This is a genomic window from Acidobacteriota bacterium (assembly GCA_003696075.1).
Taxonomy (GTDB): domain Bacteria; phylum Acidobacteriota; class Polarisedimenticolia; order J045; family J045; genus J045.
In genome coordinates this window covers 1-20,164 of sequence record RFHH01000015.1, presented here as the reverse complement: position 1 = coordinate 20,164, position 20,164 = coordinate 1, and the positions used below count along the sequence as shown (strand labels likewise).

The 20,164-nt window shown below is 70.6% G+C and carries 16 protein-coding genes; 7 read left to right on the top strand and 9 right to left on the bottom strand.

The window, feature by feature from the left end; translation table 11 throughout:
* Positions 1-72: 72 nt before the first annotated feature.
* The 7 genes from D6718_00720 (at position 73) to rodA (ending at position 8,451) form a co-directional block, all read left to right on the top strand.
* Entirely contained in the window at positions 73-1,515 is a 1,443-nt protein-coding gene (locus D6718_00720) for a hypothetical protein (GenBank protein ID RMG48942.1), read from the top strand.
* Complete coding sequence (locus D6718_00715) at positions 1,379-2,956, top strand: sensor domain-containing diguanylate cyclase (GenBank protein RMG48941.1); 1,578 nt, start codon at positions 1,379-1,381, stop codon at positions 2,954-2,956. Before D6718_00720 ends, D6718_00715 begins: the two co-directional genes overlap by 137 nt.
* A 172-nt stretch (positions 2,957-3,128) precedes the next feature.
* Positions 3,129-4,160 carry a rod shape-determining protein gene (locus tag D6718_00710; GenBank protein RMG48940.1) on the top strand — a complete coding sequence of 344 codons (1,032 nt, stop codon included), beginning with the start codon at positions 3,129-3,131 and terminating at the stop codon, positions 4,158-4,160.
* A 30-nt stretch (positions 4,161-4,190) separates the two neighbouring features.
* Entirely contained in the window at positions 4,191-5,054 is an 864-nt protein-coding gene (locus D6718_00705) for a rod shape-determining protein MreC (GenBank protein RMG48939.1), read from the top strand.
* Positions 5,051-5,518 carry a hypothetical protein gene (locus tag D6718_00700; protein RMG48938.1) on the top strand — a complete coding sequence of 156 codons (468 nt, stop codon included), beginning with the start codon at positions 5,051-5,053 and terminating at the stop codon, positions 5,516-5,518. The genes D6718_00705 and D6718_00700 overlap by 4 nt, the downstream gene beginning before the upstream one ends.
* Before the next feature lie 6 nt (positions 5,519-5,524).
* Complete coding sequence (mrdA, locus tag D6718_00695; protein RMG48937.1) at positions 5,525-7,357, top strand: penicillin-binding protein 2; 1,833 nt, start codon at positions 5,525-5,527, stop codon at positions 7,355-7,357.
* Entirely contained in the window at positions 7,213-8,451 is a 1,239-nt protein-coding gene (gene rodA, locus D6718_00690) for a rod shape-determining protein RodA (protein RMG48936.1), read from the top strand. Before mrdA ends, rodA begins: the two co-directional genes overlap by 145 nt.
* 72 nt (positions 8,452-8,523) lie before the next feature.
* Here the strand turns inward: rodA and D6718_00685 are convergent, their stop codons facing one another.
* The 9 genes from D6718_00685 to D6718_00645 form a co-directional block, all read right to left on the bottom strand.
* Positions 8,524-10,440, bottom strand: a complete 1,917-nt coding sequence (locus tag D6718_00685) for an MFS transporter (GenBank protein ID RMG48935.1) — start codon at positions 10,438-10,440, stop codon at positions 8,524-8,526.
* A gap of 375 nt (positions 10,441-10,815) precedes the next feature.
* Positions 10,816-11,784 (bottom strand): class I SAM-dependent methyltransferase, encoded by a 969-nt coding sequence (locus D6718_00680; GenBank protein ID RMG48959.1) that lies wholly within the window; start codon positions 11,782-11,784, stop codon positions 10,816-10,818.
* On the bottom strand, positions 11,592-12,455 hold the full coding sequence (locus tag D6718_00675; protein RMG48934.1) for a phosphocholine cytidylyltransferase family protein: 864 nt from the start codon (positions 12,453-12,455) through the stop codon (positions 11,592-11,594). The genes D6718_00680 and D6718_00675 overlap by 193 nt, the downstream gene beginning before the upstream one ends.
* The gene (locus tag D6718_00670; GenBank protein RMG48933.1) at positions 12,359-13,480 is read right to left on the bottom strand and encodes an adenylyl-sulfate kinase; all 1,122 of its coding nucleotides are present in this window, start codon (positions 13,478-13,480) and stop codon (positions 12,359-12,361) included. The genes D6718_00675 and D6718_00670 overlap by 97 nt, the downstream gene beginning before the upstream one ends.
* Complete coding sequence (locus tag D6718_00665) at positions 13,477-15,798, bottom strand: phosphoenolpyruvate synthase (GenBank protein ID RMG48932.1); 2,322 nt, start codon at positions 15,796-15,798, stop codon at positions 13,477-13,479. Before D6718_00665 ends, D6718_00670 begins: the two co-directional genes overlap by 4 nt.
* Positions 15,795-16,367, bottom strand: a complete 573-nt coding sequence (locus tag D6718_00660; protein RMG48931.1) for an HAD family hydrolase — start codon at positions 16,365-16,367, stop codon at positions 15,795-15,797. Before D6718_00660 ends, D6718_00665 begins: the two co-directional genes overlap by 4 nt.
* On the bottom strand, positions 16,364-17,104 hold the full coding sequence (locus D6718_00655) for a hypothetical protein (protein ID RMG48930.1): 741 nt from the start codon (positions 17,102-17,104) through the stop codon (positions 16,364-16,366). Before D6718_00655 ends, D6718_00660 begins: the two co-directional genes overlap by 4 nt.
* 13 nt (positions 17,105-17,117) lie before the next feature.
* Positions 17,118-18,104 carry an NAD(P)-dependent oxidoreductase gene (locus D6718_00650; GenBank protein RMG48929.1) on the bottom strand — a complete coding sequence of 329 codons (987 nt, stop codon included), beginning with the start codon at positions 18,102-18,104 and terminating at the stop codon, positions 17,118-17,120.
* A 109-nt stretch (positions 18,105-18,213) separates the two neighbouring features.
* The gene (locus D6718_00645; protein RMG48958.1) at positions 18,214-19,950 is read right to left on the bottom strand and encodes a glycosyltransferase; all 1,737 of its coding nucleotides are present in this window, start codon (positions 19,948-19,950) and stop codon (positions 18,214-18,216) included.
* Positions 19,951-20,164: the final 214 nt, after the last annotated feature.

Sequence of the window (20,164 nt, the reverse complement as noted above, 5' to 3'; positions counted from 1 at the left end):
CCGGAACCCTGGGGATGGGTTCGGAGACGGATCGGCCTGCACCGGAGACGGCCCCGGAGGGGATCGCTGTCGATGATCGCCACGCCCACCCCCCGCTCGGCCCGGCGGTTCGGCCTCGACTGGATCTACGTCAGGTACCGGACGGTGGCGTGGCTGCTGGCGCTGGTGGCGCTGGCGGCCGGGGGGGCGGCGGCGTGGCGCTGGTGGTCGGGGTCGGTCCCCGACGCGGAGCGGGCGGCGGCGGCGATCGCCTCGGCGGAGCGGGCGATCGCCCGTGCTCGAGCGGCCGGGCCGCGCCTCGCGAACCTCGAGCTGGCCGAGCACCACCTCGAGCAGGCGAAGTCGCTGGCGGCCTCGGGCAGCTACGTCCTCGCCATCGACGAAGCGGCCGCCGCCGAGGGTCTGGCCCGCCTCGCGGCTCGGATGGGAGCCGCGAAGAGCGAGGCGGTCGTCCGCGTCGCGCGGATCGAGGGGGACGTCCGCATCAAGCGGGCCGGGAACTTCCTGTGGGAGGAGGCCACCGAGCAGGTGGTGCTCTCCCAGGGGGACCAGATCCGCACCGGCCAGGGCGGCAGCGCCCAGCTCCTGGCGTTCGACGGCTCCCTGGTGACTCTGAGCCCCGGAACCCTGCTCGAGATCCGCGAGCTGCACCCGGCCGAGCCGAAAGCCGACGGGCGGGTGTCGGAGCGCCTCGCCTGGGGGCGCGTGGTGGCGGCCACCGACGATGCCCAGCCGAAAGGCACCGTCCACGAGGTGGCGACGGATCAGGCCTCCGTCCGGGCTTCCGGGGCGAGCGAGTTCGAGGTGCAGCACGACCGGGAGCGGGGCCGGTCGGAGGTGGTGGCCCTGCGCGGCAGCGTCGAGGTCGAGACCGGCGGGGAACGGACCACGGTGGGGGAGAACACCCGGCTGGCGGTGGCCCAGGGGAAGATCGTCGCGCGGGACCGGCTGCTCGAGGCGCCGAGGCTGCTCGGACCTCCGGACCAGCGCACGTTTCTCGCCTCGTCTCTCAAGGGGCTGGCGGCGAGTTGGACCGCCGTGCCGGAGGCCGATCACTATCACCTTCAGCTCTCGGACGGCTCGCTGTTCACCCGCCTGCTGCTGGACATCGAACACGTGTCGGCGACCCGCGTGGATCTGCCTCCGTTGCGGACCGGCACCTACTACTGGCGCGTCGCCGCCGTCGATCACACCGGACGTGAGGGCCGCTGGTCCGAGGTGCGCAAGTTCCGTCTGGCTGGAAGCGAGTTCGACGATCCCGGCGACAGGGAACCGCCCCCGCTCGAGATCGAGGAACTGCTGGTGGTCGGCAGCAACGCGATCGTCAACGGGCGCACCGAGCCGGGGGCCCTCGTGTGGATCGACGGCGAACGCGTCGATGTCGCCGAAGACGGGCACTTCAACTGGCTCATCAAGCTGCGGCGCGACGGAAAGAACACCATCCACTTCCTCGCCCAGGACGCCGCCGGGAACGAGACCCGGAAGGTGGGGTACGCCTACGTCGATGCCTTCTGACCGCGCCAGCGATCGCCTCGAGGCGGTGGTGGTCGGCGATCCGGCCGCGTCCCGCCGCTGGGTGACGGGCGCGGAGGCGGGCAGCGTGCGGTTCCTGAGCCCCGCCGAGGCGGCGGCCTGGCGTCCCTGGCCGATCCGGCCGCTCGTGTTGCTGGGCCCGGCGACGCCGTCGCGGAAGGAGGTCGAGGCCCTGCGGCGCCGGGCGCGGCTCGGGCGGAATCCCGGGTGGTACCTGCTGGCCCCGCCGGGTCGCGAGCGGGAGGTCGCCGCCTGGCGTCCGGTCACCGACCGCTTCCTGCCGGCACCGGTCCCCGCCGCCGTGCTCGCGGCGCTGGGAGAGTCGCGGCGCCAGGCCGCGCAATCGGCCAGGGAGACGAGGACAGAGCGCCGCCGGGCCGCCGCGCTGGCCCGCCGTCTCGACCTCCTCTCCGATACGATCCGCGCCGCCGGTTCGCTGCTCGACCCGCAGATGGTCTCCCGTTTCATCATGGACCGCGCAGCCCGGCTGGTGCGCGCCCGCCACTGGCGGCTGTATCGGCTGGACGAGCGTCACGGGCTTCTCCGGTTGGACGAGATCTCCGATGCCACCGGAGGGGATCCCGCTGAGCCACCGGCCGCCTGGCTCCCGCTGGACTGCGGCATCGCCGGCGTGACCGCCCGTTCCCGCGAGACGTTCTACGTGGCCGACCCGGCGACCGATCCCCGCGTCGACCGGGAGCTCGAGTGGCCCGGTGAGCCGCCCTCCGCGCTGCTTTCCGCCCCGCTGATCTCGCGCGGGCGGGTCATCGGTGTCGCGCTCGTCGCCGAACCCCGCGGCGGGCGGTTCCGTCCCGGCGACATCGAACTGATCCGCACGCTGCTCGAACCGGCGGCGATCGCCCTCGACAACGCCCAGCTCTTCCGGAAGCTGGAGGAGCGGACGGTCACGGACGACCTGACCGGTCTGTACAACGCCAGGTTCATGGAGAACTACCTTCGCCGGGAGACGAAGCGGGCCGTCCGCTACGGGCACCCCGTTTCGCTTCTGTTCATCGATCTCGACGGCTTCAAGCAGGTGAACGACGTCCACGGCCACATGGCGGGATCGCGGACCCTCGAGGAGGTCGGCGACATCCTGAAGCGCGACACGCGAGATATCGACGTCGCCGCCCGCTGGGGGGGCGACGAGTTCACGGTGGTTCTGCCCGACACCGGCGCCGAGGGGGCGATGAAGATGGCCGAGCGGCTGCGGGAGCGGATCAGCAGCCACCGCTACCTGGCATCGCTGGGCCTGGACGTGCGGATCTCGGCCAGCATCGGGGTGGCCGCCTTCCCCGAGCACGGCACCACGGCCGAGCAGCTCCTGGCGGCCGCGGACGCGGCCATGTACCGGGTGAAGGGGGCGGGGAAGAACGGCGTCGCCTTCGCCGAGCCGGTCCAGCTCCCCCAGCCGGCGGGTTGACGATTGTCAAGGCAGGCTGGATTGGCTACGATTTGCCCGGAACTTGCCGTATTCTCCGCATTCGACCGCGCATCGCCCGCTGGCCCGGAGGATCGTCGCGCGGACGCCCACGGGACGCTGACGGAGCTCGCGGCTGCGGCGCCGCGATGACCCGCGGCCGAGGAGGAACGCGGTGGCTTTCTGGCCTCGATCGCTGCTGTCGTTGTTCTCGAACGATCTCGCGATCGATCTGGGGACGGCGAACACGATCGTGTTCGCAGCGGGCAAGGGAATCGTCGTCAACGAGCCCTCGATCGTGGCCGTGAACCAGAAGACGGGACGCGTGGAGGCCGTCGGTCACGAAGCGAAGGAGATGCTCGGCCGGACGCCCGGCAACATTCTCGCGATCCGGCCGATGAAGGACGGCGTGATCGCCGACTTCGAGCACACCGAGAAGATGCTGGAGTACTTCATCCAGCGTGCCCACAATCGCCGTCTCGGCGTGCGCCCCAGGATCGTCATCGGTGTGCCGTCCGAGATCACGCAGGTGGAGAAGCGTGCGGTCCGCGACTCCGCCTACAAGGCGAAGGCCACCGAAGTCTTTCTCGTCGAACAGGCGACGATGGCCGCCATCGGCGCCGGCCTCCCCATCACCGAGCCGACCGGGAACATGATCATCGATATCGGCGGCGGGACGACCGACATCGCGGTCCTGTCGATGGCGGGCGTCGTCTACAGCCGTTCCGTCCGCGTCGCCGGGAACGAGATGGACGAGGCCATCATTCAGTACATCAAGAAGAAGCACAACCTGCTGATCGGCGAGCGGACGGCGGAGGAGGTCAAGATCAAGCTCGGGTCGGCGTTTCCCCTGGACGAAGAGCTGACGATGGAGATCCGCGGGCGGGACCTCGTCGAAGGCATCCCCAAGACGATCACCGTCACGGACGAGGAGATCCGGGAAGCTCTCGCCGAGACCGTCTCCGTGATCGTCGACGCCACCCGAATTGCGCTGGAGCAGATACCGCCGGAGCTTTCGGCCGATATCGGGGATCGCGGCATCATTCTGGCGGGAGGCGGCTCGCTCCTGCGAAATCTGGACGCGCGCCTCCGTGAGGAGACCGGGTTGCCGGTGAGCCTGGCCGAAGAGCCGCTTGCGGCGGTGGCTCTCGGCATCGGGAAGATGCTCACGGACTTCGATCTGTTGCGGAAAGTCTGCATCGACTGACGCCCCCGCTGGGCGGCGGGCTGCGGCGAGATGAGCGAGCGGCAATCCAGATACGTTTTCGTCGCCGCGGCCGTGTCGCTGCTGGTGCTGATGGCCGCCCAAATCCAGCGCCCGGGGGGCGGCACGGCTCTCGGCCACGCGTTGCGCGTGGCCACGGCGCCCCTCGTCCGGACCGTCCTCGGCGTCGCGCGCGGCGTCAGCGGGCTCTGGCACGGGTACATCGACCTGGTCGGCGTGCGGGCGGATCGCGACCGTCTGGCCGCCCGGGTCGCCCGCCTCGAACAGGAAAGACAGCGTTACGAGGAGGTCTTCCGGGAAAACCGGCGGCTGCGGGAGCTGCTCGATCTGCGCGGCGACGCCGGCTGGGGAGAGGGCGTGGTGGCGCGGGTGATCGGCACGGTCCCGGGGGGGCCGCTCCGCCGCGCCCTGCTGGTCGACCGCGGTTCCTCGTCCGGGGTGGCCCGCGACTGGGTGGCCGTTCACCGGGGGGCCCTGGTCGGCCGCGTCGTGGAGGTGACCGGGAGCACGGCCGAAGTCCGCCTGATCCTCGACCCCGACAGCGGCGTCGCGGTCCGCCACGAGGCCGATCGCTACGCTGGGATCCTCCGGGGAGGGAACGCCGGCACCGCCCACCTCGACTACGTCCCGCGGTTTCGTCCCGTTTCCGTGGGGGACGCCCTGGTGACGTCGGGGCTCGACGGCGTCTTCCCGCCCGGTCTTCTGGTCGGCCACGTCAGGGAGCTCTTCGCCGACTCGCCGTTGACCTGGGGGATCGAGGTCGAGGTGGCTTTCGACCCGGACCGGCTGGAGGAGCTGCTCCTGATCCCGCCGTTGGGTGGAGGACCGGGCAGCGCCGACGGAGCCGATCCGATGCGCCGGAGAGCCCCCCGATGAGCGCGCTGAGGCTCGGGGCGCTCGCGCTGGGGGCGCTGGCGCTGTCCGCCGTGATGTCCTACGTGGCGCCGTCCGGCCTGCGGCTGGATCCGCTCCTCGTCGTCGCCGTTCTCGCGGCGCTCGGGGGACGCCGCGGCACCGCGATCGGCGCCGGGCTGTTGACCGGGCTTCTCGAGGATGCCTGGGTGCGGGACCTGTTCGGCCAGCGCGCCTTCACGCACATGGTCGCGGCCTACGCTGTGGCGCTGCTCGGGTCGCGCCTCGATCTCACCCAGACCTTCCCCGCCGCCGCCGCCTACGCCGCGGCCACGGTGGCCGACTGGGGGCTCCAGATCGGCCTGGCGGCGCTGTTCGACCGGCCGGTGGGAGAGCTGCCCGGGGTCGGGATCTGGACAGCGGCCGCCGTTGGGAACATGCTGCTCGGGCTCGCCCTGGGCTCGGCCGTCGGCCGGCCCCGGTCGTGACGGACGATGCGCATCGATTACCGGCAGCTCAAGCCCTACCGCGACTACCAGCGGAACCGCATGCTGGAGCGGCGGCTCTTGCTGCTCCGCATCCTGGTGGCCGCCGGATTCTTGCTGTTCGGCGGCGTCTTCTGGTACTTGCAGATCGTGAAGGGGCGGGAGTATCGCCTCAAGGCCGAGGAGAACCGCCTGAGGCGCCGGATCGTGCGTCCGGTGCGCGGTCCCCTGCTCGACGACAGCGGCGAACTGCTGGCGAGCAACCGCCCGACCTTCTCCGTGTACCTCGACCGCCGCCGCACCCGAGACCCGTCCGCGTCGGTCCGCGAACTGGCCCGCCTTCTCGGCCGACCCGAGACTCCGCTCCTGGAGCGGCTCGAGGAGCAGGCGTCGCGACCGGCGTTCCTGCCCGTCCGGCTGCTGGAGGACGTGGACCTCGACGTCGCCGCGCGGATCGAGGCGCACCGCGCGGAGTTGGGGGCGATCGACGTGGTCGTGGAGGCGCGGCGCAGCTATCCGCTCGGACCGGCCGCGGCGCACGTCGTCGGCTACACGTCGGAGGTGACCGGCGAGGAACTCGCCGAGGAGGAGGGCCTGCTTCCCGGCGACCGGGTGGGCCGGACCGGTGCCGAGGCGGCGTTCGACAGGAGCCTCCGGGGCCGGCCCGGCATCGTTCTCGAGGAGGTCAATGCGCGCGGACGGCCGATCCGCGCCGTGGCGACCGTGCGGCGGGCGGAGCACGGGCGTCCGTTGGGGCTGACGATCGACGCCGATCTTCAGCGCGATCTCGCCCGCGAGTTCGGCCGGCGCGCGGGAGCCGCGGTGATGCTCGATCCGCGGACCGGCGCCGTGAAAGCGCTCTTCTCCTCGCCGTCTTTCGACCCGAACCTCTTCACGACCCGCCTGCGCCCGGAGGCCTGGGAGGCCCTCGCCGCCGATCCACGGCGGGCGCTCCAGAATCGGGCCATAGGAGGGCTCTATTCGCCCGGGTCGACCTTCAAGCTGGTCATGGCCGCTGCCGGTCTCGAGGAGGGAGTCGTCGAGCCCGACGAGCGGATCGTCTGCCGGGGAAGCGCCACCTTCCACGGCCGGCGCTTTCGCTGCCACCGCCGTTGGGGGCACGGCCCTCTGCGCGTGCGGGAGGCGATCGCCCGCTCGTGCAACATCTTCTTCTATAACGTCGGTGATCGGCTCGGCATCGAGCGGATCGCCGCATGGGCGCGTCGCTTCGGGCTCGGCTCCCGGACGGGGGTCCCGCTGGCCGGCGAAGCGGAGGGGCTCGTTCCCGATCCCGACTGGAAGCGGCGCACGCGCCACGAACCCTGGTTTCCGGGGGAGACGATCTCCGTCTCGATCGGGCAGGGGCCGCTGATGGTGACGCCGCTTCAGATGGCCGTCGTCGCCGCGACGATCGCCTCGGGCGGCCGCCGGCCCCGGCCGGCGCTCCACGAGCCGCCCGGCGCCCCGCCCCCGGGACGCGACGTCGGCCTGTCCCCTCGGACGCTGGAAGAAGTGCGCTCGGGGATGATCGACGTCGTCGAGTCGGAGCATGGCACGGCGCGCGCCGCTCGCATTCCCGGCGTTCTCGTGGCGGGGAAGACCGGCACGGCGCAGGTCGTCGGACTCGACGCCGGTTCCGATCCGGGGGACCACTCGTGGTTCGTCGGTTTCGCCCCGGCGGATGCGCCGGTGCTGGCGTGGGCGATCCTCGTCGAGCACGGCGGGCACGGGGGCGAGGCCGCCGCGCCGATCGCCGGCCGCGTGGTGCGGCGATACCTCGAGCGGAGAGGGCTCCTGCCTCGCGAGGGCGCCGTGCGCGTCGCACAGAGGAGGCGGCCGTGACGCTGCTCGGCGGGCGTCGGAGCGACCTGGCGACCCTGGCGCACCTCGTCGCTCTGGGTCTGATCGGCGTGGTCGCGGTGGCCTCGGCCACTCACGTCGACGGCGCCGGCTGGCTCGGGCGCGCGGGCCTCCGGCAGCTCGGGTACGTGCTGCTGGGGGTGTCGATCTACCTCGCCGTCCAGAGGATCGACTACCGCGACTGGGCGGACGCCGTGCCCCTCCTGTATCTCGGGGGGATCGCGGTGCTCGTGTTCCTCCTGTTCCGGGGCCGGCCGATCGCGGGGGCCCGATCCTGGATCGAGCTGGGATCCCTCCGAATCCAGCCCTCGGAGCCGATGAAGGCGGTGGTCTGCTTGTCCGTGTCGGCTTACCTGGCCCGCATCGCGGGGAAGCTCGACCTCCGCCGGTTGGTGAAGCTGGGCCTGATCGTCGGCGTGCCGGCGGCCCTCGTCGCCGCCCAGCCGGACATGGGCACCGCACTGACGCTGGCGCCGGCCTTCGTCGGCGGGGCGTGGCTCGCGGGCGTCCGGCCGCGGGTGCTCGTGGCGCTGGCCCTGGTGGCGGCGCTCGCCGCCCCGGCGGCGTGGTTTCTGGTCCTCAAGCCCTACCAGAAAGAGCGCATCCTCACCGTCTTCGATCCGGGCCGCGATCCCGCAGGCTCCGGTTATCAGGTGATCCAGTCGCGAATCGCGGTCGGGTCCGGCGGGGTGGCCGGCAAGGGGCTGTTCCGCGGCAGCCAGTCGCGCCTCGATTTCCTGCCGGCCCGGGAGACCGATTTCATCCTCGCGGTGATCGCCGAGGAGACGGGCTTTCTGGGAGTGCTGGTCGTCCTCGGGCTCTACTTCTCGCTCCTCCTCCGCACCTTCGGCACCGCGGCCATGGCGCGCGACACCCTGGGCACCTTTCTCTGCGTGACCGTCGCCTGCCTGTGGGCGGGACAGGTGTTCGTCAACGCCGGGATGGTGACCGGAATCCTGCCCACGATCGGAATTCCGCTGCCCGTCGTCTCCTACGGCGGCTCCTCGGTCGCCGCGACGTTCCTCGCGTTCGGCCTCGTCGGCTCGGTGCGCAGCCGGCGCTTCGTCAACGACTGACGGCCCGGGCCCGCCGGACCGAGCGCCCTCCGGAGCGCCCCGGGTCCCCGCTGTTCCGCGCTCCGCCGGGGATCAGGCGCCGTACTTCTCCAGCGTGCGCTCGAGCCACGGCAGCAGCAGGAACAGGAACCCGGCGACGGCCAGTGTCGCCACGACCAGCACGACGAACAGGTTGGTCGTCGGCTCCAGCCCGCTGATGAAGCCGGAGAGCTTCGAACCGATCGCGGTCGCCAGGAACCAGCCGCCCATCATCAGCCCGGCGTAACGGGCGGGCGAGAGCTTTGTCACCAGCGACAGCCCCATCGGGGACAGGCACAACTCGCCGGTCGTCACCACGAGGTAGGCCAGGATCATCCACCATGCGGAGACCTTGTAGGCTCCGTCCTGCGACGTCCACGCGGCGAGTGCCATGATCCCCAGGGCCGCCGCGGTGAGGCACATGCCGTAGAAGATCTTCCTCGCCGTGCTCACCACGATCCCTCGGCGCATCAGCCAGCCGAAGAATCCGACCACCAGCGGCGTCAGCAAGACGACGAACAGCGGGTTGAACAGGCCGGTGATCAACTCCGGATTCGCCAGCTTGAGGAACTTCCCGGCCGGTAGCCGCGCCTCCGGAGCCGCATTGGCGAACACCTTCCGGTGCACCTCCGGGGTGACGAGGAACACCGGCGCATCCCGCCCCTCGACGGAGCGGAGGAAGATCACCTTCCCCAACGGTACAGCGGTTTCCGGCTCGATCTGAACGGAAAGGGTCTCGTGCCCATGGGCATCCTTTTCCGTCTTGATCTTGACGTTCTTCTCGTCGTAGATCTTGCAGACCAACGCCTGCCAGTCCAGCTCCATGGGGGTGCTCTCCGGGTCGGCGGCCCGGAGGTCGGGATGCTCGGCGAGGATCCTGTCGACGGCCTGCTGGGTGAGGATCTTCGCGCCGAAAAGCGTTGCCGTGCGGTCGTCGGTGTCGACGAAGAGCTCCTCGCGCGGGCGCGGCACGTCGGGGGCGGCATTGAAGTAGTAGGACGGCATCGCCACCTGAGCGTAGACCTGTTTGAACGGCAGCCACGGCGCCACGCGGTTCGTGTCGTCCCGTGCCCAGATGGTGAACAGTCCTCCGCTCAGGTGCAGGATCATGAAGAACGTCGCCCCGGCGAGGAAGACCGGCATCAGCGCGGAAAGTCCCGGCCGCTCCTCGGGCTCCGCGGTCCTCGCCAGATACACGAAGTAGCCGATGATCGGCACGACGCCCAGCAGGAACCCGGTCGTGCTGCCGCCGAGCGTGTCGTGGAGGAACTTGACCTTCGTACCGAGGAAGTAGCCGAGGATACCGAAGAGGAGCGCCGGCAGGAGGATGACGAGGGCGACCTCCTTCAGGCCGGTCTCGCCCGGAGCGGGCTGCGATTTCCGGTCACCTCGCTCGAGCGGTTTCCAGTGACTCAACAGGATCGCCACACCCACGAGCAGTCCGATCCCGGCGGCGACGAACGCGTAGTTGAAGTTCCACAGGTTGCGGATCGGCGTCGCGACGAGAGCGGAGACCGCCGCGCCGATGTTGATGCCCATGTAAAAGATGTTGAATCCCGCATCGCGGCGCGGATCGCCGGCTTCGTACAGATTGCCGACCATCGTCGAGATGTTCGGCTTGAAGAAGCCGTTGCCGAGGCAGATCAGCACGAGGCCGATGTAGAGCGTTTGCAGGCTGCGAATGCCGAGGCTGAAGTAGCCGAGCGCCATCAGCACCCCGCCGAGGAGGATGGAGCGCCGGTAGCCGAGAACACGGTCGGCGATCATTCCGCCCAGGAACGGTGTGAAGTAGACGAAGGCCAGGTAGGTCCCGAAGATCTCGCCCGCCTGTCCGGTCGTCAGGCCCAGGCCGCCGCGTTCCCGGTCGGTGAGGTAAAGGAACAGGATGCCCAGCATCAGGTAGAAGGCCAGGCGCTCCCACATCTCGGTGAAGAAGAGCGGATAGAGCCCCTTCGGGTGTCTGTTCGCCACTTGGTCGCCTTCCTTTCCCGGGCGCGGCGACTCGGCTCGCGACCTGGGAGGCCGCTCGCGACCCCGCCACCGACGATCCCGGACGTTCCTCGGTGAGACCTCCAAGAACGATCCAGGTCAAAGGAAGGTAGCATTCTGGGTGAAAAGCCCTGGGCCGTCAACGCCCTCCGGGCCGGCGCCTCGGCAGCGGTGCCGGTGCTGGCCGAGATTGTGCCGGCGGCGGGCTGCCACGTCCTGCCGCTCGATCCGGGCGCCGGTCCCGATCGGCTCCAAGGCCCCCCGAGCCGCCTAGCCCCTTCTTCTACTGGGGGCACGCGTTTCGGCCGCACGCTGGAGCTGCTCGGCTGGGAGCGACCCGGACAGGGGCGTAGCGAATCAACTGCAACGGCGCACGGTCCACGCGCGCGTCCGGTAGGGGACGACGATTTCCTCGTGCGCTTCGACGATTTCGGCGATACGCCGCAGGATCTCCTCGAATCGCTCGGGACCCGCCTGCTCCTGGATATCGCACACGGAGCGCCACGCAGTCATGTAGCGTTCCCGGGACATCCGCTCCTCGTGCGGCGCCTCGAACAGGATCGGATCACTGAAGTGCCCGGTCGAAACGAGCACGCTCTCCCAGTCGGCCGCGTGACGCCGTGAACCGGACGAAACGCGGCGAAGATCCGGCACGATCTCCTCGATCACCGCTTCGATCCGTTCGTGCAGGGGGTGCCCGTCGATGTCCCGCGGGTTCCACAGCACGGTCAAGTAACCCCCGGGGCGAAGGATGCGGTGAATCTCGATCAGACCCGCCGGCAACTCGACCCAGTGGAAAGCCGAGGCGACCGTCACCCAGTCGAAGCACCGATCCGGAAGCCCGGTCCGCTCGGCGCGGCCGCTGTGCCAGTGGATCGGGACGCCGGCGGACGTCGCGATGCCCTCCCTCCGCATCGCGTCGTTCGGCTCGACAGCCGTCACGTCCAGGCCGTGCCGCGCGAGCATGCGGCTGAAGATGCCCGTCCCCGCGCCGATGTCGGCCACCGCCCGGACCGGTCGCTCCGCCGAGACGAACCGGATGAGGGCTTCCAGGACGCGCTCGGAGTAACCCGGACGGCTTTGCGCGTAAGCACGCGCCAGGGTCGTGAAATCGCCGCTCGGTCTGGCCATCGTCATCTCCTGGTGCAGGCCGACAGGAACGACTTCCCCTCCCGGATCCACCGTTCGTAAAGCTCGAGATCGCCCGGCCGATCGACCTCGATCCAGCCGCCGCGCACCGGAACCGCGGCGACGCGGACATCGTCCTCGATCAGGCGATCGAGCAGCGTGGTGACATCGAGGCCGTCGGTCTCGCGGCGGCCCCATCTCGCGAGCCGCTGCTCGATTCGCCGCCATCCCTCGGGCGTGAGGCGGAAAAGCCCCATGTACTGGGCCTCGATCTCCGCGATTCGGCGCGGGCGGTGGCCGATTTCGGCGACGGAGCCGTCGGGAGCGAAGCGGAACGTTTCGGCGTCCGCCAGCGGATCGTCGAATCGTGCCTCCCACAGCCGTCGCCACTCGAGATCGCAGGCGACCGCGATCTCTTCTTCACACTCGGCCAGCCGGCGCAGCACGGACGGCGCGCAGATGACATCGCCGTAGCTGATCACCGTCGGGCCTTCACGCAGCCAAGGCGCGGCGCAGGCGAGCGAGCGGACCATCTGCGTTCGCGACCATTCGGGATTCTCGAACAGGTCGACCCCCAGGTCACGCAGCTGTCCGCCGAGATAGCCGCTCACGACGGCGACGGGGTGCACGCCGGCCTCGCGAAACGAGTCGAGCTGGTGGGCGATCAGCGGTTTTCCGGCGAGCGGCACCAGCGCCTTGGGGCGGCGCGACGTCAGCCGGCCCAGACGCGAACCCCGCCCCGCCGCAAGAATCAGCCCGCGCGTCCCGCGTCTCATCGAAGTTCTCCGAGGATATGCCCGGCCAGCGTGTCGGGGTCGAACCGATCCTCGACGTCGATCACCAGATCGGGACGGCGCGGTTCCTCCCATGGCAGATCGACGCCCCACACGTGCCGGATCTCGCCGCGGCGGGCTGCGGCGTAGATTCCCTTGGGATCGCGGGCCTCCAGCAACGCGAGCGACGCCCGCAGGTAGATCTCGCGGTAGCGGGGGATGTGATCGCGGTTCCAGCTCCGCACGTCCTCGAACATCGAGATCGTGCAGCAGACGACGTCGGCGCCCTGGGAGGCGAGCAGCCGGCACAGCCTCGCGTTGCGCATCGCGGAGCGATGGCGATCGGCCATGTCGTGTCCGAGATCGGCGGCGATGGCCTCCCGCAGTGAGTCGCCGTCGAGCAGGAGCGCCGGCCGCCCGGCGGCGCGCAGGCGATCCACCAGCGCGCGGCCGAGCGTCGTCTTGCCGGCGCCGGAGAGCCCCGTGATCCAGTAGACGGTGCCTTCGGAGGCGCCGGGGCGTCCCGGTCCGCCGAACAGGCTGTCTAGGAGATGCCGGTCCGCGGCAGCCGGTGATGGCTCTCGCTCGGGATGCCACTGGATCGCCGCGAGCCGCCCGTCGCGCGTCTCGATCGCCTCGATCACCCCGTCGGGAGAGCGTGCGCGGACGAGGAGTTGCGGCGGGGACTCCAGGACACCCCAGTCGTGGTAGCTATTGACCTCGGCCGGGACGCCGTGGCCGTCCAGGAGATGCCGCGTTCCCGCGTGACCGGCGACACGCTCGATCCGGGCGCCGTGGTGAACGGCGATGAGTTGAAGGCCGCGGCAGACGCCGAGAACCGGCCAGCGCTCGCGCTCGGCGCGCTCGATCAGTATGCGCTCGAGAGCATCGCGCTCGGGAGCGTCGCCGCCGGCCCCGGCGAGGTCGTTCCCCCCGGTCAGGATGATTCCCGCGAGCGGAAGCCGGTCGAGAAGCGCCTCCGCCGCCGCAGCGTCGTTGGGCAGAGGCACTCCGGCGAGACCGCAGCGGGCGAGAAAACGGTGCCAGCGCCGCTCGAGAGCGTCACGCCTCTCGCCACGCGCGTCGGCGTCGATCCGCTGGGTCAGGCCCACCAGCTTCATCTCAGGATCCTCACCTGTCGCGCCGAAGCGTCGATCTCGAGCTCCCGGGCGGCGGCATATCGGCGGTAGAGCTTTTCGCCGGCCCCGACGACGGCCGGGATACCCAGCTCGCCGGCGCGGATCGCCATGTGCGAGTTGATTCCGCCGTACGCGGTGACGAAGCCGGCGATCCCATGGGTGAAGATCCAGTCGAACCCGGGATCGGCGCGCGGGAGGAGGAGGATCGCCCCGCGCAGCTCCGAGGGAGGAGCGTCGGCGAAACGCACCGGCCCGGCCGCTCTCTTCTGGGTGATGAAGTTCGGCTCCGAGGGCGGGAGGTGAAAATCCCAGACCTCGCGCGGATCGACGATCAGCGGCGGCAGGACGATTTGCCGCGTCATCTCGTAGCGGCGCCGGCCATGTTCGGCCGATGCCCGCAGCGCTTCGGCGATGTCTTCGCACGAAGACACCGCTTTCTGCACCGCCTGGATCGTCACGAAGGAGGCGTCCTCGAGGTCGAGCCCGCAGTGCTCCGCGAGGCGTCCGAGGAGCACGAGCGCGTCGCTGAGGCTGCGGGTGAAGACGAATTTGGCGTATTCGCGACCCTCGATCGCGCCCCGGATGAACTCGAACAGGCCGAGCACGTCCTTGCCGAGCCCGTGTTCGCTCAGAAGCTTCTCGATGCGCCCGAGCTGGCCGAGATCGAGGGTGAACCGCTTCGTCGCGCGCGGCGGCGGGGCGGTGTGACAGAGGTACCGCTCCGGGGCCTCGTCGTAGCGAGGCGAGAGGATGTCGTAGGTGCCGGGGCGGAGGTGCCCGTAGCGAGCCAGGAACGCGGCGCGCGGGAGAGTCGCCAGATCGCGGGCCATGCGCGAGCCGACCGTTTCCACGCTCTCCATGAACAGGGCGTACTCGCTCTCGTCGAGGACACCCAGTGTCACGAGGGAGCGCAGCATCTGCACGGCGATGAACGCGGCGCGTGCGAGTCCAGCGAAGGGAAGCGTTCCGTATCGCTTGCAATCCTCGAGCAGCCAGAAGATCTTCTCCGGAAGATCGAGGTCGGACTCGAGGATGATCTCGCGCCTCTTGACCAGCTCGTCGAGCCGCCTCCGGTCGGAGAGCCAGAGGCCGTTCCGATGGTCGATGATTCTCCGCGTCAGATCCCTCAGGTCCTCGGCGAGCCGTTCGCGGTCGCCGGCGGTGAACCCCGCCTCGTCGAGGACCCGCATCCTCTCGTGAAGATCGAATGTGTAGCAGGAGAAGATGATCTCGAACTCGACCTTGTCGTGCTCGTCAGGGTTCGCCACCAGGCGATCGATGTAGTGGTTGACGAGCCGCCGGGCCAGGTCCGGGGCGGTCGTTGCCGGAAGGAACGAGTTGAAGGACACCCTCACGTCCACATAGGGAAGGCCGGCGATGTCGACGAGCAGGGGAAAGCTCCGCAGGTTGCGGTAGCCGTAGTTGTGACGCTGGTAGGCCCAGATGCTGTCGGTGACCAACTCGCGGTACAGCGAGAGCGCCAGCGGCCGCGGGCGGATGCCGATGATCTCCGCGGGGTTCCAGTCCGGCATCACGCCGAACACCGTGCGGTCACCGTAGAGGTAGGGATGGGGTCGCTGCCATTCCAGCAGGCGCCGGGCGACGCGGGCGAGGACGGCTGCCTGCTCGCCGGGGGGCCGTGCTGCGGCGGTCGCAGCGGTCAGTGGTCGGACCTGGAGCAGGACGAGCCGGCCGTCGTGCGTGAGCGCGAACTCGAAGTCGAGCGCCTCCTCGCCCAGTCGTTCGATCAGCTCGTCAGCCAGCGCGACCACGCGGTCCAGCGGTTCCGGCGCCGGAACCGGCGACCGGCGGAATCGGTACCAGGTTTCGAGCTCGTTGCTCCGTCCGGAGGTGACGGCGTCTGTCGTCCCGCTCTTGTCGTCGTAGTTGACGACCAGGTAGTCGGCGCCGGTGTTGGGATCGCGCGTGAAGGCCACGCCGGCGAGCGCGACCCGCTCGAGCCAGGGCTGGACGAAGATCTCGTCCCTTCCCTGCGGGTCGTCGAGGCTCGCCGCCACGCGGTCGATCGCCGCCGCCAGGCCCTCCTTGCCCCGAACGCCGGCGACCGACGCGTAGTGGCCGGCCAGGGCGGTGCGCCGGCCGTCCTCGGCCAGCGCGCTGCTGCGGGCGATGAGCGGCCCCGCGCCCCACGGTTCGGCGAGCACCGCCGCCAGAATCCGCTCGCGGCCGCGCCGCCATTCTGCGGCGCTGAAGCGATGCTGCGGCAGCACCTCCGCGTGCTCGAGCTTTCCGGCAAGCCGCTCGAGCGTCCGGGCCTTCCCGGAGAGCAGGACGCTCACGCGAACACCTCCTCCCGCCGGGGGGCGCGGAGCTCCGCCTGAATCCGCTCCGCGGCGGCCGCCAGGTCGGGCACCACCAGATCGGCGCGCGCCCGCACCGCCTCCGGCAGGCCCGCTCCGTGGCCGGTGAGCACGAGCACCGAGCGGGCGCCGACAGCGTGCGCCAGCTCGACGTCGCAGGCGTTGTCGCCGATGATCCAGGACTCTTTCGGGTCGAAGCGCAGCTTCGCCGCTGCCTGCCACACGAGGCCCGGCTGCGGTTTGCGGCAGGAGCACCCCCGCTCCGGCCGGTGCGGGCAGACGAAGATGCCGTCCAGCTCGGCTCCGTGGCGAGCCAGCTCCTCGATGAGCCGGCGGTGAATCGCGCGCAGCCGCTCCCACGTCAGGAGCCCGCGTTCGATCGGGGACTGGTTGGTCAGCACCGCGAGGCGGTATCCGGCCCGCCGCAGGCGGGCGAGCGCCGCGCCCGCCCCCGGAAGCAGTCGCAGGCGTGACGGTTCGGTGAGGTAACGCTCCTCCTGCACGACGATCGTCCCGTCGCGGTCGAGCAGCAACACCGGTCCGCTCATCGCACGCCCCCGGTGCCGGCGAACATCTCTTCGGCCGCGCGATAACTCTCCGGTGTGCCGATGTCGACGAAGCGGCCCTCTCCGACCGCTGCCACGAGTCCCCGGCCGGCCCACGCGGCGAGCACCTCGTCCTCGAGCGACACGGGGCGGTCGTCCGGAATCGCGGCGAGGATCTCTGGGCCGAGCAGTGCTGCTCCTGCCGAGATCAATCCCGGCCCGCGCTGCCCTTTTTCGACGAACCGCAGCACCCGGCCGGCCGCGTCGGTCTCGAGCGCTCCGTAGCGTCCGGTGTCGGGGACCCGAACCGCGAGAAGCGCCCCCGGCGCCCCCGCCGCCGAGGCGGCCGCGAGCAGCGGGGCGAGGGGCGCCTCGAAGTAGGTGTCTCCGTTGAGGACGAGGGTGCGTTCGAGACCGAACCGCCGCCGGGCGAGCGCGACGGCGCCCCCGGTACCGGCCGGCTCGCTTTCGTGAGAGAGCGCGAGCTCGACCGGTCCGCTGTACCGCGCCGCCCAGCGGGCGACCTGATCGCCCATCACGCCGGTGCAGAGAATCGCCCTGACGATTCCCTCCGCCGCCAAACGCTCCAGGAGGTGCTCGAGGAACGGCCGTCCGGCGATCTCGGCCAGCGCCTTCGGCCGGTCGGGGACCGCCGGCCGGAGGCGGGTTCCCGCTCCTCCGGCGAGAACCAGCGCCGGGATCTCGGAGAGCCGTCGCGGCCACGTGGCGGGCCCGGTCATCGGCTCGCCGCGATCAGACCGCCGCCGGCTCCAGCTGCGGGCGCCCGAAGCGTTGCGCCTGGACGGGCGGGGCGTTGCGGTGAGGAGCGGCTGCGAGCATCCGGAGGCCCTTGACGAGCTCGCGGATACCGTCGTCGAGGCTGCGGCGCGCCTCGAAGCCGGCCTGCCGCAGGCGCTCGTTGGAGACGATGTAGTTGCGGCGGTCGGGGTCGGTTCCGTACTCCGCGAAGTGGACGTAGAAGCCCGGCACGTGCGCTCGGATCTTCTCGGCCAGTTCGGCCTTCGAGCAGTTGGCGTCGTCGAGGCCGACGTTGTACGGCCTGCCGGCCATCTCCTCGCCGTGCTCGAGCGCGAACGCGAAGCAGTCGGCCACGTCGCGCACGTGCACGTAGTTGCGCTTGAAATCCTTTTCGAAGATGACGATCGCTCCCTCGGTGATGGCCGTCCAGACGAAGTGATTCACGAGAAGGTCGAGCCGCATCCTCGGCGACATGCCGAAGACGGTCGCCAAACGCAGCGTGATGGCCCCGCCGCGGTCGAGCAGGATCCGCTCGGCCTGCACCTTGGTGCGTCCGTAGAGGGAAATCGGCTCCAGCGGCGTTTCCTCGGTGCAGAAGACCTCGCCCGACTTCGTTCCGTAGCCGCTGTTGGTGGTGGGGTAGACGATCAGCTGCTCGCGCGACGTGCGCTCGGCGAGCATCCGGATGGCGTCGACGTTGACGGTTCGGGCGCGCCACGGATCGGCGTCGCAGGCGGGGGCGCCGACGACCGCGGCCAGCGGAAGGATGGCGTCGGCCCGCCGGGCCAGCGGGAGGACGACCCGCTCGTCACGCGCATCGCCGTAGACGAACTCGAAGCGCGGGTCGGACGCCACGTGGGCGAGGGAAGGGACCCCGTGCACGAGGGCGTCGACCACGGTGACCTCGTGGCCGTCGCGCAGCAGCCGCTCCACGAGGATGCTTCCGACGTAGCCGGCGCCTCCGGTCACCAGCACGCGCATGTCTGTCCTCCTCGCCGGGACCGGCGAAAAACGCCGCGATCCCGTGCGGTCCCGTGCGGACCCCCACGGAACCCAATCTCGGTTCCGGCCGCCCGCGCGGCAAGCGGCGTCAGGCGTTCCCGGTCTCGGCGCCGGCGCACACCGCGACGTTCCATCCCCGGCGGGCGACGGCGTCGAGCCATGCGTCCGGCCGCTCCGGCGCCGCCAGCAGGGAGGCCGCGTCCAGCACCGCCGAGCTGCTCAACAGCACGACCTCTCCGGCGCCTTCCCGGACGCGCAGGGCCCCGGTCCGCTCCCCCGCAAAGAGTCGCTCGGCGAGCTCCTCGAGCCGGCGTGCGGTGAGGCGGGCGCCGGCGGGCATCAGCGCGACCGCCCGGTAGCGCCACGGCCAGCCGTCGGACATCACCTCCGGGAGCGTCCACGAGGGGGGGTCGGCCGGCGGGCCGCCGGGGACATCGGGAATCCCTTCGTCCGCGCGCACGACGGCGAAGCGCACATCGCGCCGCCGCGGCCGCTCCTTTCGGAGCTCGGCGACACTCGCTGCCGCTCGGCCGGGATCATCGCCCCGCACGATCAGCGCCAGGATTTCGTCCAGCCGCGGCGCTGCGATCCGAGCTTCCCGCCGGCGGGCGTTCTGCTCCGCCCACAGCGGGTCGTACGCGCGCAGGATGTGCTCGTTCTCGCGCTTGGCTCGCCGCGGATCGCGGCGCTCGCAGCTCGTGGGCGAGTAGTAGTAGACGCCGAGTGTCTCGGGTACATGGAGGAAGACGTCCTCCCGCGCGAACCGCAGCCACATCTCCCAGTCTCCCGCGACGTCGAGAGTGGCGTCGAACAGGCCGTGCCGGTGGTGCAATTCCTTGCGCCACATCGGCTGCGGTCCGACGGAGCAGTGCGCGAGGAGGTCGAACAGCGTGAACTCCTCGAGGCGCTTGAGCTTCTCGAACGGAGCTTCGTCGAAGCGCGCGTTCTCGCGCACGGTGACCCAGAAGTCGGCGTAGACCAGCCCCACGTCGGGCCTCGCGTCGAGCACGCGGGCCAGTCTTTCGAGCGCTTCCGGGTGGTGCCGGTCGTCGGTGTTCGCGAGCGCCAGATAGGGCGCCCGGGCGAGCGCCGCAGCCCGGCTGAAGGCGGCGTGTGACGTCTCGCGCCGGTCGGTTCGCAGGTAGACGATGTTCGGGTGGCGCCGGAGACGGTCGAGCACGATCCGCCCCTCGCCCTCCGGCGAGGCGCTGTCGACGACAACGATCTCGAGGCGCGGCCCGAGCGACTGGGACAGGAGATCGTCGAGCAGACCCTCGATGAAACGCCGGGAACGCCAGACGGAAACGACGGCGGTCACCGCGTAGTCGATGCGCTCGTGACCCTCCGGCACGACCAGCGTCTCGACGGAGGCCGGCGCCGCGGGTGGTCCGAAGGGCGGTGCGGCCGGGGGGAGCTTTGCGGCGACGCGCGGAAGATCGGGAAGGTCGGCGCAGCGTCCCTCGAGATCCAGCGTCGCCCCGATCCCTCCCTTGGGCGCCCGCTCGCAGCGGCTCTTCAATCCCTCGAGGGGACGGACGACCCGCCCGCGCCCGGCGAGCGCCTCCAGCTCGCGCGTGGCCGGTCGGAGCAGCACCGTGTTCCGGGCCAGGTCCTCGAGGAGCCGCTGGGCCTCGTCGAGATCGTCCGGCTCGCCGCGGCGGAGCAGCGCCGCAGCGAGGTTCCAGCGAAAGAAGGGAAATTCCGGATCGAGTTCGACAGCGCGCCGGTGATGGTCGAGATCACCGCCGGCGAGTCCGAGCAAATCGTGCAGGGAGGCGAGGATCAGCCGGACCAGCCGCCCGGGATCTCCGTTTCCCTGGACCATGCGCGTGGCCTCGTCGAAGTAGGCGCGATAGTCCGTATGGGTCGGGAAGAAGTCCCAGGGATAGATGTCGTCGAGAGGGTCGACGGTCCAGCTCTCGGCCGGCCGATCCAGCGTCTCCTCGGCGACGCGCCGGGCCCGTGCGATCTCGGCCAGACGCCCGTAGTGGAAGGCCAGCCGGACGAAGTTGAAGCGGTGGACGAGATTGTCCGGCTCG

Bases quoted from the DNA above. Each gene is read 5' to 3' on its own strand.
- D6718_00680 (RMG48959.1), bottom strand. From the start codon at position 11,784: ATGGGGCCGCCGCGAGACCGACGGCCTCGATGTCACCACGCTGCTCGA.
- mrdA (RMG48937.1), top strand. From the start codon at position 5,525: ATGCGCATCGATTACCGGCAGCTCAAGCCCTACCGCGACTACCAGCGG.
- D6718_00715 (RMG48941.1), top strand. From the start codon at position 1,379: ATGTCGCCGAAGACGGGCACTTCAACTGGCTCATCAAGCTGCGGCGCG.
- D6718_00655 (RMG48930.1), bottom strand. From the start codon at position 17,104: ATGACCGGGCCCGCCACGTGGCCGCGACGGCTCTCCGAGATCCCGGCG.
- D6718_00705 (RMG48939.1), top strand. From the start codon at position 4,191: ATGAGCGAGCGGCAATCCAGATACGTTTTCGTCGCCGCGGCCGTGTCG.
- D6718_00645 (RMG48958.1), bottom strand. From the start codon at position 19,950: ATGGTCCAGGGAAACGGAGATCCCGGGCGGCTGGTCCGGCTGATCCTC.
- D6718_00660 (RMG48931.1), bottom strand. From the start codon at position 16,367: ATGAGCGGACCGGTGTTGCTGCTCGACCGCGACGGGACGATCGTCGTG.
- D6718_00700 (RMG48938.1), top strand. From the start codon at position 5,051: ATGAGCGCGCTGAGGCTCGGGGCGCTCGCGCTGGGGGCGCTGGCGCTG.
- D6718_00650 (RMG48929.1), bottom strand. From the start codon at position 18,104: ATGCGCGTGCTGGTGACCGGAGGCGCCGGCTACGTCGGAAGCATCCTC.
- D6718_00675 (RMG48934.1), bottom strand. From the start codon at position 12,455: ATGGGAGGAACCGCGCCGTCCCGATCTGGTGATCGACGTCGAGGATCG.
- D6718_00670 (RMG48933.1), bottom strand. From the start codon at position 13,480: ATGAAGCTGGTGGGCCTGACCCAGCGGATCGACGCCGACGCGCGTGGC.
- D6718_00720 (RMG48942.1), top strand. From the start codon at position 73: ATGATCGCCACGCCCACCCCCCGCTCGGCCCGGCGGTTCGGCCTCGAC.